Source organism: Flavobacterium rarum (SeqCode) (assembly GCF_965234445.1).
GTDB lineage: Bacteria > Bacteroidota > Bacteroidia > Flavobacteriales > Flavobacteriaceae > Flavobacterium > Flavobacterium rarum.
Window position 1 is genome coordinate 110,840 of the sequence record NZ_OZ248504.1, and the last position, 13,104, is coordinate 123,943.

7 protein-coding genes are annotated in these 13,104 nt (G+C 35.6%); 4 read left to right on the forward strand and 3 right to left on the reverse strand.

Features of this window, described 5'->3' with window-relative positions; genetic code table 11:
• The first annotated feature begins 53 nt into the window (after nt 1-53).
• Together AC8GF4_RS15525 and AC8GF4_RS15530 are read left to right on the forward strand one after the other, a co-directional pair.
• Entirely contained in the window at nt 54-2,102 is a 2,049-nt protein-coding gene (locus AC8GF4_RS15525; protein ID WP_506595880.1) for a tetratricopeptide repeat-containing sensor histidine kinase, read from the forward strand.
• Complete coding sequence (locus AC8GF4_RS15530; RefSeq protein ID WP_506595881.1) at nt 2,099-2,794, forward strand: response regulator; 696 nt, start codon at nt 2,099-2,101, stop codon at nt 2,792-2,794. The genes AC8GF4_RS15525 and AC8GF4_RS15530 overlap by 4 nt, the downstream gene beginning before the upstream one ends.
• Before the next feature lie 80 nt (nt 2,795-2,874).
• Here AC8GF4_RS15530 and thiL read toward each other — a convergent pair whose 3' ends face one another.
• Together thiL and AC8GF4_RS15540 are read right to left on the reverse strand one after the other, a co-directional pair.
• The gene (gene thiL / locus AC8GF4_RS15535; protein ID WP_506595883.1) at nt 2,875-3,921 is read right to left on the reverse strand and encodes a thiamine-phosphate kinase; all 1,047 of its coding nucleotides are present in this window, start codon (nt 3,919-3,921) and stop codon (nt 2,875-2,877) included.
• 523 nt (nt 3,922-4,444) lie between these two features.
• Nucleotides 4,445-8,503 carry a T9SS type B sorting domain-containing protein gene (locus tag AC8GF4_RS15540; RefSeq protein WP_506595885.1) on the reverse strand — a complete coding sequence of 1,353 codons (4,059 nt, stop codon included), beginning with the start codon at nt 8,501-8,503 and terminating at the stop codon, nt 4,445-4,447.
• A 421-nt stretch (nt 8,504-8,924) separates the two neighbouring features.
• On the opposite strand from AC8GF4_RS15540, the gene AC8GF4_RS15545 reads away from it, so the two are divergent.
• Nucleotides 8,925-9,857 carry a 1-phosphofructokinase family hexose kinase gene (locus AC8GF4_RS15545; RefSeq protein WP_506595887.1) on the forward strand — a complete coding sequence of 311 codons (933 nt, stop codon included), beginning with the start codon at nt 8,925-8,927 and terminating at the stop codon, nt 9,855-9,857.
• Nucleotides 9,858-9,966: 109 nt separating this feature from the next.
• On the opposite strand, the gene lepA is transcribed toward AC8GF4_RS15545, so the two are convergent.
• Nucleotides 9,967-11,763 carry a translation elongation factor 4 gene (lepA, locus tag AC8GF4_RS15550; protein WP_506595889.1) on the reverse strand — a complete coding sequence of 599 codons (1,797 nt, stop codon included), beginning with the start codon at nt 11,761-11,763 and terminating at the stop codon, nt 9,967-9,969.
• 298 nt (nt 11,764-12,061) lie between these two features.
• Here lepA and dusB point away from each other — a divergent pair, with 298 nt between their 5' ends.
• The gene (gene dusB / locus AC8GF4_RS15555) at nt 12,062-13,054 is read left to right on the forward strand and encodes a tRNA dihydrouridine synthase DusB (protein WP_506595890.1); all 993 of its coding nucleotides are present in this window, start codon (nt 12,062-12,064) and stop codon (nt 13,052-13,054) included.
• The last annotated feature ends 50 nt before the right edge of the window (nt 13,055-13,104 follow it).

Sequence of the window (13,104 nt, forward strand, 5' to 3'; positions counted from 1 at the left end):
CCTTTTTTTATATGAAAAGTTTTAGTATTTTTGATTCATCTCAAACCCTACTATTGAAAAAACTGTACTACATACTTTTTATTATATTGGTTGTTTTTTTTAGTTGTACTAAAAATAAAGTCGCTAAACTAACTTCTAAAACCTCAGATGACAGTCTTTCAACTTATCTTACATTGGCTAATGACGATCATTTGCCTATTGCATACAAAAATAAATACACCCAAAAGGCATTTGCAATTATATTGAATCAAAAAGACGATTCCATTAACAAAGTGAATCTTTTTAAAGTAGCCAATCGTTATTACAATATGAGCGATTGGAAAAGCTATTTTGAAACATCAAAACTCATCTTGGTACGTTCCAAAAACAGTAAAGACTCTGTAAATATGGCAAAAGCCTTTATTTACCTTGGAGATTATTATATAGAAAAATCTATTTCGGATAGTGCTTTCTTTTGTTATTTTAAAGCTGAAAAGCTTTACATTAAACAGAATAACAATTACAATCTAGGAAAAACATTAATAGGAAAAGCTAATTTACAATTCCAGGAAAGTGACTATTTTAATAGCGAAATAACAGTTTTTAAAGCGTTACGAGTACTTAAAGAAAATAAAGCAAATGATTTGCTTTATGAATCTTATAATTTACTTGGTATATTGTATAACGAAAGAGAAGAATATGATAGAGCACTAGAATACCATAACAAAGCTTTAATTAGTTTAGATGACAAATCTATTCCATTAGTTTTTCAATACAGGGCCTCTTCATTAAATAATATAGGATATGTCTATTCAAACTTAAAGAACTTCAATCAAGCCAAAAATTATTTTGAAAAAGGGTTGCAACAAGAAAATCTATTTGTGGATAAACCCAAACTATACGCTATGTTGTTGGACAACTTGGCCTATGCTAAATTTAAATTAAATGAATCCGACAATCTTCCGAATCAATTTTATCAAGCATTAAAAATTCGGGATAGTTTACACCTAACAGCGGGAATCATAATCAACAAAACCCACTTATCCGAATATTTTGCTTTCAAAAAAGACACTTTTAAGGCGGTTCAATATGCCAAACAAGCGTTAACACTTTCTCGCAGTACCAATCGCTTAAGGAGTATAATGGAAGCGCTTAAACAAATGGAAGCGGTAGACCCCAAAAATGCTTCTGCTTATTCCAAAGAATACATCCTTATTAATGATCGTTTGCAAAAAGCAGAACGTAAAATGGGAGAAAAATTCTCAAGAATTGAATTTGAAACCGATGAAATCAAAGTTGAGTATATCAATCTAGAAGGTCAAAATAAGAAACTTTTGTTAATTTTTGCCGCTTTCATAATTTTGGCAATATTATTGTACACCATTAAATTACAAAGAGTTAGACAGCGTGAGTTGCAATTCAAACAACAACAAGCGCAAGCAAATGCCGAAATTTATAATTTATTAATCAATCAACAAAATACTATAGAAATCAATAATATTAAAGAGAAAAAAAGAGTTGCCAGAGAATTACATGACGGCGTTCTTGGCAGAATGTTTGGTGTACGAATCAATTTGGATGGATTAAACAAAATCATAGATGAATCTGGAGTTGAAAAAAGACAAAATTACTTGTCTGAGCTTAAAAATATAGAACAAGATATTCGTGAAATTTCACATGACTTGAATAGAGAAAAATCAGAATTAATTAATAACTTCGTTGCTATAGTAACCAATTTATTCGAGGAACAGAAAAAAACACATCCAGCAAAGCTAATTGCTCATATAGATCCGGCTATAAAATGGGATAGTATTGACAATACCGTAAAAATTAATATTTATAGAATTCTTCAAGAATCTCTTCAAAACTGCAACAAATATGCAAAAGCAACGAAAATAAAAGTAGAGTTCAAAAAACAAAATGATAATTTAGTTTTGAAAATAAATGATGATGGAGTTGGATTTAATATCAACAGAGCCAAAAAAGGCATAGGCCTTCAAAATATAAAAACTCGTACAATAGAATGCGAAGGAACCCTTGATATGAAATCCAATAACGGAGAAGGCACTTCAACAATCATAGTTATACCAATTAAGATAGTACAAAAAACAACAACAAAATGATAGTGGATTCAAAAGTGGAAAAATTAATTAAAAAAAATATTTTAATAGTTGACGACCATCCCTTTATAATTGACGGCTATAAAAATGCAATTACGCGCTATAAACCAGAATTTTATGAATATTCTTTTTCACAAGGAAAAGATTGTCAAACAGGATATAACATTATTACAAATACAGAAACACCTCCTTTTGACGTTGCTTTTTTAGACATTAGTATGCCCGTTTACCCAGAAAAAGGAATTCAATCTGGCGAAGATTTGGCCAAACTAATCATGCAATTAATGCCCGATTGCAAAATTATTTTGCTCACTATGTACACAGAATTACTAAAAATTAAAAACATTATTGACACAATAAATCCGGCGGGACTTGTGATAAAAAACGATTTGACTTTTGATGAATTGCTTTTTGGTTTTGATATTGTTTTGAAAAATGAAATCTATTACAGTCATTCGGTAATCAAAATGGCAAATCAAAATGATAATGAAATTGAGGGAATTGACCAATTTGACAAACTAATTCTTTTTCATATCTCAAAAGGGACCAAAACAAAAGACATCCCACAATACATTCCAATTTCAATGAAAGCTATAGAAAGAAGAAAAGTAAATCTTAAAGAATTGTTTAAAATTGAAGAAGGAAGTGATATTGATTTAATTCGAGAAGCAAAAGTTCGAGGCATAATTTTTTAAACTCGCCATACAAACAAAAAACGACACTTTTCAGTGTCGTTTTTTGTTTAAATCCCTTTTAAAAAACTCTTTAAATATTATTATTCGCTTATAGCATCCCAGCCTCTAGCTTTCAAAGCAATTTTGGTATTGGCACGAGTAATCAGATGAATTCCTTCACTTTCTTGAGTCATATGACCAATAATAGTAAAATTTGGATTTCCTTTTATTTTTTCAAAATCTTCCATTGCAATAGTAAAAAGCAATTCATAATCCTCTCCTCCATTAATAGCTACAGTTGTACTATCAATATTGAATTCTTCACAAACATTGATGAATTGTGGATCTATTGGTAATTTGTCTTCGTAAAGATTGCAACCTACACCCGATTGTTTACACAAATGCATAATCTCCGAAGACAAACCATCGGAAATATCAATCATTGAAGTAGGTTTTATTTCTAATGCGTGTAACAAAGTACGAACGTCTTTTCGTGCTTCTGGTTTTAGTTGGCGTTCTATCAAATACGTGTACGCATCCAAATCGGGTTGTGAATTGGGGTTAACTTGAAAAACTTGTTTCTCTCTTTCCAACACTTGCAATCCCATGTAGGCAGCACCTATATCACCTGTTACAACCAATAAATCGGTTTGTTTGGCACCGTTTCTATACACAATTTCGGATTCATCGGCTTCACCAATTGCTGTAATACTAATGATTAACCCTTTTTGAGAAGAGGTAGTGTCACCACCAATTACATCTACTTTGTATTCTTGTGCTGCATGCGTAATTCCAGCAAATAATTCTTCTAATGCTTCTAATGGGAAACGATTGGAAACGGCTATAGAAACTGTAATTTGTGTTGGCCTGGCATTCATAGCACAAATATCGGAGACATTTACTGCTACGGCTTTGTATCCTAAATGTTTCAGAGGCATATAGGCCAAGTCAAAATGCACTCCTTCAATTAGTAAATCGGTTGAAACCACTACTTTTTTGTCTTTGAAATCCAAAACCGCAGCGTCGTCACCAATTCCTTTTAATGTAGAAGGCTGTGTGATTTCGAAGTTTTTTGTTAAATGGTCAATTAAACCAAATTCACCTAGTTGCGCTATACTTGTACGTTGTGGAGTTTTATCTTCAATCATTTTGTTTGTTTATTACTTTTTTGGGTTTTACCAAGATGGCAAAGGTACGAAGTTGATGTTTTAATAGCTATAAACGAGAGTTCGATTATTTAATAATTTGGTTTTCATTGGTTATCCTGCAAGGTATTTTTTATCCTTGTAGGTATTAATCCAGACAAAAAGATACCTGCAAGGCTCTAAAAAAATCCTTGCAGGAACATTTTTAGATACGGTTTATTTGTAAGTACCCTTTGTAGTGTATAAATCGAGCTCAGGTTATAAATAAAAAGTAGAAAGTAAATTTTGATTATTTTTTTGCAAAGAATAGTTTTGAATTTCAAATCAATACCGTACGGAAAGCAAAAATAGATTGTTTATGCAAATGATTTTGCGAACGCGTGAAGGATGGAAGCTAGTTACCGAAGTAACGTGGACAGCCTGACCGCATAAAGGAGAGTGGCCGAATATGCAGTGCCAAAGTTAGGCCACTTTTCTTTATGGGGTCACGCCCAAACCATCTTTTGCGAACTGACAAAGCAATTGATTACCGTTTCATACTAAAATGGGATTTGAAGACTTGAGCAACGCCGTTTAAAGTATAAGAAACCTGAAACCAGTAATCGGTGGAAGGCAGTGGATTTCCATTGTGATTTCCGTCCCATCCTGGGCCTGATGGGCTGAGTTCTTTTAGAAATTTTCCGTAGCGGTCAAAGATATTTATTATCGCATCGGGCTGAAAAGCAAGAGCAATGATGTTCCAAGTATCGTGGTAACCATCATTGTTTGGAGTGAAAAATTTAGGGTATTTAAGAACATTGGCCACTAAAACTCGGTTGTCACAGCTTCCTTTGGTGTCTTTTACAGTTATAATATGCTGTCCAGAATCTACATTGGAAAAGATATTACTGTTCTGAAAATTGCTGTTGTCCATTTGGTATTCATAGATTCCAAAGCCATTTGTAATCGTGACAATAAGATCAATAGTGTCTTCAAAAGCATCGGTAACAGTTACCGTTGCAATTGCTGGACTGGATTTTTCGACAATTATTGTGGCAGGATTGTACCCGCAATCATCTCCTATGTCACGAGTGTTTTTGATAGGAACCACGGTGTAAGTTCCTTCCTGAATGGCGGTATAATTGGCTCCTGTGTTTATTTTATTTCCGTCTAAATACCATTCTGTAGTATAACTTGTTGCATTGAGTGTTGAATTTAATGGAGCTGGATTGATAATTACACCCGTTTGATAATCAACACAAATGGCTGAATTTTTTAAAGCTAAATTTTTTAAAGGATAAATAGTAATGTTGAAATCATCTTGCGAAGTACAGTTGGAATTGGCAACTGCTTTGGCAAAAATGTATATTTTTTGGTTGCTGGTTATTTGTTGTCCAGCCAAATAAAGCACCCCTTTTCCATTAGTTTCCGAAAAATATTCCCCAATCGATAACGGAGGTAAGGTATAGCTTCCGCAAACGGCTATATCTGCAGTAGGAACTAAAGCTGGTGCTGTGGAAATATTTACCTGAAAACTTTTCTCGCTAAAACAGCTTAATCTATTTCCAACTTTGGCATACACATATATTTTCTGAGAAGTTCTCAAAACAGTTCCCACTGGGATTATTGCACCTTTGCCTTTGGGCAGTGCATAATAATTACCAATTTTTAAAGAAGGTAAAGTATAGTTGTCGCAAGTATTTACATCTTCAAAAGTACCAACATCAATTCCGTTGGCATTGACTTTAAAAAAAGATTCGTTACTGCATTTTGTAAAATCAGGCCATTCATTGTAAATAAAAATGGTTTGCGTTGTATTTATAATCGTTCCATCAAGAAGCAACACTCCTAATCCGTGAGGACCTCCTGTTGCCGTGTAATAATCTCCGTTTTTTAATTTGGGCAGTTTAAAATCGGTACAAGTAACCACATCTGTAAAATTATCTACTAGCGGTAGCGGTCGGATTTCGATTTTAAAACGATGCTCATTGGTACAATCCGTTCCAACAACATAAATATAAAGGGTTTGGGTTTGAGTTATGACATCTCCAGCATTTAAAGGAATTCCTCCTCCTTTTGTTTTGGTATAATAATTACCATTTGATAGAGGTGGTAAAATATAACTTTGGCATTCCAATCGGTCGCTAGGTTTGTCAATTAAAGGCAATGGTTTTATGGTGATTTCATATTTTAAATCATTAGTACAATTTGGAGAAGATGTAGTTACTACATAATAATAAACCGTTTGCGAACTTGTGATTACCGTTCCTGCTGGAATAGATTTTCCCGAGCCGTTTGGACTGTCATAATAACCCCCAATTGCGACTGCGGGCAAAGTGTAACTTCCACATTCGGTTATGGGTATAAAGGCTGAAGAATTGACAATGTCGACTCTAAACGAATGTTCATTAGTGCATTTTCCATCATCTACAAAAATATAGATAGTCTGACTTGAGGTTATACGATCTCCCGCATTCAATGCTGCTCCTAAACCTCCGGAGAAAGCAAAGTAATTTCCATTGGTCAATGGCGGCAAAGTATAAGAATCGCAAGTCAACACATCATTGGGTTGATCTACCAAAGGCAATGGATAAACGGTGATAGGAATGGCTTCGTCTCGACAAACAACACCATTAATTATAGCATAATAATAAATAGTTTGACTTGTAGATAATACCGTTCCAGCAGGAAGAAGACTTCCAGTGCCTCCAGTTGCGGTATAAAAAGCGCCTGCATCAACTCTTGGAACGAAATATTTGCCACAGCCTTCTTTTGGAAAATTGATTTCAATAATAAAAGTAAGTTTAAACGAATTTTGGTTGGTACATTTGTTAGTGGCTGTTGGACCACTGTAAATATAATAGGTTCCTGTTTTTGTAATGACATCCCCAATGTTTAGTTTTATACCCGTACCGTTTGGACCAGTAAAATATTCTCCCGAAACTATTGGTGGCAAAGTATAGCCACTACAAGCAATCACATCTGGAATATCATCAACGGTTGGAAGTGAAAATACAATAACTTTAAAATTTACTGTTGCAAAACAAACAGAACTCTTACTGTCCGCTATTCGTACCCAAATGGTTTCTGGAGATTTGGACAATGAGGTGATGTAGTTTTGCGGACTGGCAATTGCATTGGAAGCATTGTTTGCGTCTGCCTGACTGGTATGAAATGTGATTTTGTAGTCTAATGGATTTAGCCCATTAAGAATTGGAGTTTCTTGCACGGTCAAATCTACAGGCACTCTTCCAAAATTGGTGTCGCAAAAACTTAAATCTGCAGGTGTTACCACATTTATAGGTACCGTAATTAATAAATCAAAGGAAAGTAAATTGCTACAATACGTGTTTTTATTGGAAACGTGTACTGCTTTGATATAAATGGTTTGATTACCTACACTGGTAAAAGAAGACAATTGACTGTCGGGAATTGTAGGTCCATTGGAGTTGGCACTTGCCAAAGAATCAAAATAATTAAGCGAATATTCTGCAGGATTTAAACCTAATGTGATTAAATTGTTCTGAGTTAAATCATATTGATAGGTTGGATTCCCCGTATAACATGTGATTAGATTTTTTGGAGTCTTTATAACTAAATCGGTAATTACTACTTCGTCTTTAATAACACAACCAGAAAGTGTTGCGGTAACACCATAAGTCCCTGCCTTGTTTAGAATCAATGAACTAGAAGTTTCTCCAGCAATTACACTGCCATTAAATGTCCAAACATAAGTGTAATTCCCCACTAAGTCAGATTGGAGCGTAATTCTTTCGCCTTCGCAAATGGTACTATCGGGACCTAAATCCATGGTCGTTTTAAAACTACCTCCTTTTATAAATACTGCCGAATCATAACTGCTGTCATTGTAATCGCCAATAGCTAGTTTTATGCTGTACGTACGATTCGGAATCACGGTAGAAGAAGCTGTTAATACTTTAGTTTCCCCTCTCATATTTATGGCAGATGCTCCTGGATTGGTTACATTATAAAGACCAAACAAATTGGCATTGGCAGACAAACAGGATGAATTGTATTGTGCATCACGAATATTAATGACCGAAACTGGTGTCGAAGTTCCTGGGAGAACAGCAAGATTGGTAGCGATTCCTGTGGTTAAATCGGTTAAAACAAAAGCAAAAACATCGCTAAAACCACATTGAAATTCGCCGTATTCATTGGAGGCAAAAAGGAAATCGAAACTAAAATTACTCGATAATGGGGTGAAATCAAATTGAATATAGCCAACGTCTGTAATAGGTACTAATTGTCCATTACTGTCGCTTATGGCTTGTAAATCACTATCGGTAGCCGTATTCAATTGACTGCTTTCGTTGGCACCTGTGTAAATTCCTTCGGTATATTTGGCTAATCCATTTCGAATAATAATTCCATCCGATATTGGAAAATTAGGATTTGTACTCGTGAACTTACCAATGCCTTGGTGGGATGAAAACTTAAAATTACTTTCATTGGCACAAGCATTTTGCATTAACTCTTCTCGAACTAGCTCAGGTATACTCAAAGAAGTAGTATCGACTAAGATTCCCTGTGACAAAGATTTAGTCGAACAAAGTAATAAAAATAGAAATAGAGTTTTTCTCATAATTCTGATTTTATTAATTTGGGGAGTTTAAAGATACAAAGATTTTTATTTTTAATGTAATGAATTTCAGTATTTTACATTTTGTTTTTTATTTACACTAATTATAATGTAATACCATTTAACCTTTGATTTTACTGCAATAAAAACGCAACGTCTCTTCGAGTGATTTAGAAAAGTAATGCGATAGCTTTACTTTTCTAAATTATATCGAGAAGCCTACATGGTGATGGTTCTCGATACATTTCATTAAAAAAAGCTATCACATTTTTTAACGAAACACTCGAACAGACGTAGAACTAGATTGTTTTATCAAGATAAATTTAAAGTCTAAATGGTGTAAGACCTAATTTTGGTTTAAATTTTAGTAAATTGCATAGCATACACTTAAGTCTATTTCAATTTAAATACATTCCAAAAAAATATGAACTCATTCGATATTGTTACCCTAACCGTAAATCCAGCTTTAGACAAAAGCACCCATTTTAAAGGCTTAGTTGCCGAACAGAAAATTCGTTGTTCAGCACCCCGCTTCGACGCTGGTGGCGGCGGAATCAATGTCACCAAAGCCATTTCACGTTTAGGAGGAACTTCATTAGCAGTCTTTACTTCGGGAGGACCGTTGGGAAAAATGTTGGAAGAACTGGTTGCCAAAGAGTCTATAGATTTTCAAGCCATCCCCATCCAAACATGGACAAGAGAAAGCTTTGTGGCAGTAGATGAAAACACTAATTCGCAATACCGTTTTGGTTTTACTGGAGGAGAAATCACCAATGAAGAAGAGCAAGCTTTCCTGGATGCCATAGCCAACTTGAAACCAAAATTTATGGTAGCCAGCGGTAGTTTAAATGAAGGTTTATCTACTGATTTTTATCAAAAAGTAGCTGAAATTGCAAAAAAATCGAATTCAAAATTGATAGTCGATACTTCTGGAGAAGCCTTGAAAAAAGTATTGGAAACAGGCGCTTACCTCATAAAACCAAACGTTGGAGAACTCGCCAAATTAATTGGAGTTGAACGACTAGAAATGGAAGAAGTCAATGAAGCCGCCAAACAAATCATTGCCAAAGGCGGAGCCGAAATTGTTGTGGTTTCTCTCGGGCCTCAAGGAGCGGTTCTCGTAACCAAAGACAATTATGAGTTTGTTCCTGCTCCCAATGTAGCCAAGAAAAGTACCGTTGGTGCCGGTGATAGCATGGTGGGTGGCATGGTTTGGGCACTTTCGCAAAATAAAAGTCTGAAAGAAGTCATTCGTTGGGGTGTTGCCTGCGGTTCTGCAGCAACGATGAACGAAGGAACCCAATTGTTTAAAGGTTCTGATGCTAAACGTTTGTTTGATTGGTTGAAGGATAAATAAGCCCCCTAACTCCCGAAGGGGGGAACTAAAAACATAAAAAACCTGATAATTTTCACATCATCAGGTTTGTATCTTAATACTTTGTACTTAAATCTTAATACTCAGAAATCTAATCATTCAATTTCAACACCGCCATAAATGCTTCTTGCGGAATTTCAACATTTCCAACCAATCTCATACGTTTTTTACCTTTTTTCTGTTTTTCCAATAATTTTCGTTTACGGGAAATATCCCCACCATAACATTTGGCAGTTACATCTTTACGTAAGGCTTTTATCGTTTCGCGAGAGATAACTTTTACTCCAATTGCAGCTTGAACAGGAATGTCAAATTGCTGACGTGGAATTAATTCTTTCAGTTTCTCACACATCTTTTTACCAATTGAATACGCATTATCAGTATGCATCAAAGACGACAAAGCATCTACGATTGTAGCGTTCAACAAAATATCCACTTTAACCAAACTAGACGTTCTCATTCCTATTGGCGTATAATCAAATGAAGCGTATCCTTTAGAAACGGTTTTCAATCGGTCATAAAAGTCAAATACAATTTCAGCCAATGGCATATCAAAAGTCAACTCAACACGTTCTGTAGTCAAATACGTTTGGTTGGTAATCAATCCGCGTTTTTCAATACACAAACTCATTACATTTCCAACATAATCCGCTTTGGTAATGATGGTTGCTTTTATAAAAGGCTCTTCAACGTGATCCAAACGAGATGGTTCTGGTAAGTCCGAAGGATTATTTACAATAAGTGGTGTTTCAGGATGTTTCTTGGTGTAGGCCAAATACGAAACGTTAGGAACTGTTGTGATAACCGTCATATTAAACTCTCGCTCCAAACGCTCCTGAATAATTTCCATGTGCAACATTCCTAAAAACCCACAACGGAAACCAAATCCTAATGCGGCCGAACTTTCTGGCAAAAATACCAACGAAGCATCATTCAGCTGTAATTTTTCCATCGAGTTTCTCAACTCCTCATAATCTTCGGTATCTACTGGGTAAATCCCCGCAAAAACCATTGGTTTCACATCTTCAAAACCTGTAATTATATTTGTTGTTGGATTTTTAGCATCCGTCAATGTATCCCCTACTTTTACTTCTTTGGCTTCTTTTATACCCGAAATCAAATACCCAACATCACCTGCCGAAATTACTTGTTTCGGAACTTGATTTAGTTTTAAAGTCCCAATTTCATCTGCAAAATACTCATTGCCAGTAGCCATGAACTTAATTTTTTGCCCTTTTTTGATCTGTCCGTTTTTTACACGAAAAATAACTTCAATTCCACGAAACGGATTGTAATGAGAGTCAAAAATCAATGCCTGTAACGGCTCATCAACATTTCCAGATGGAGGCGGTATTTTTTCGATAATGGCTGCCAATATATTTTCTACTCCAAAACCAGTTTTACCCGAAGCATGAATAATATCTTCCAATTTACAACCCAGTAAATCAATAATATCGTCACTTACTTCCTCCGGATTGGCACTTGGTAAATCTACTTTATTCAAAACCGGAATAATTTCCAAGTCGTTTTCCAATGCCAAATACAAATTAGAGATTGTTTGTGCTTGAATACTTTGTGCAGCATCAACAATCAAAAGTGCTCCTTCGCAAGCTGCAATAGAGCGGGAAACTTCATAAGAGAAATCCACGTGCCCTGGAGTATCAATCAAGTTCAAGATGTATTCTTGTCCTTTATACGTGTACTCCATTTGTATGGCATGGCTTTTAATCGTGATACCACGTTCACGCTCCAAGTCCATATTGTCCAGCAATTGCGCCTTTTCTTCACGGGCCGTTACCGTTTGAGTTGCTCCCAATAATCGGTCTGCCAATGTGCTTTTTCCGTGATCAATATGTGCAATAATGCAAAAATTCCTAATATGTTTCATGTTCTAATAATATCAAATTTTATGTCCTGCTGAGCGTAGTCGAAGTATGGGCGTGACCACAAGGGTCGGGCTATCCGCTACAAGTCCTCGTCTCGTCGAAAAAGACGAGACTGTGGGCTTTCCACTTCTATCCCTCACGCAAATGCCGTAAAGCGACAATTAATCTGCAAATATAGTCTAAAATAAACAGTTTCAAAGTGTCGAATTCGTAAACTAACACCTTTAATAAGAAGTCTTTCTTCTTTACTCTTTCTACTATTCGTCTAAAAACCGTAATTTTGCAAAAAATTTAAGGACGATGATCAAGATTGGCAACATTATATTACCCGAATTCCCCCTACTGTTAGCACCTATGGAAGATGTGAGCGATCCTCCATTTCGCAGATTGTGCAAACAGCATGGTGCCGATTTGATGTACTCCGAATTTATTTCTTCCGAAGGATTAATTCGTGACGCCATCAAAAGCCGAATGAAATTAGACATCTTCGATTACGAACGTCCAGTTGGAATCCAGATTTTTGGAGGTGATGAAGAAGCCATGGCATTATCCTCCAAAATAGTTTCTACCGTAAACCCCGATTTAATTGATATCAATTTTGGTTGTCCTGTCAAAAAAGTGGTATGCAAAGGTGCAGGTGCCGGAGTACTAAAAGATGTTGATTTAATGATTCGTCTGACTCAAGCCGTTATCGACAGTACTCATTTACCTGTTACTGTAAAAACCCGTTTGGGATGGGATGACAATTCTATAAATATTGATGAGGTTGCCGAACGTTTGCAAGACATTGGCGTAGCAGCTTTGAGCATCCACGCCAGAACCCGTGCCCAGATGTACAAAGGCCATTCTGATTGGTCTCATATTGCTCGTGTCAAGAACAATCCAAGAATCACTATGCCTATTTTCGGTAATGGTGATATTGATTCTCCCGAAAAAGCATTACAATATAAAAATGAATACGGCATCGACGGAATTATGATTGGTCGCGCTGCTATTGGATATCCTTGGATTTTCAACGAAATCAAACATTTCTTCAAAACAGGTGAACATTTAGCAAAACCTACCGTTGCCGACAGAGTCGAAGCCGTACGAAATCACCTCACTTGGGCCATGGAATGGAAAGGACAAAGACTCGGAATTGTTGAGACTCGTCCACATTATACCAATTATTTCAAAGGAATTCACTCTTTTAAAACTTATAAACAAAAATTAGTTACTCTTGATCTTCCCGAAGAATTATTTGCCGTTCTAAATGAGATTGAAGAAGCTTATGCAGGATATGAGGTTGTGTAATAATCAAAGAACCCCAATTATTGTTTTCTAATTTTCATTATATTTGTTGT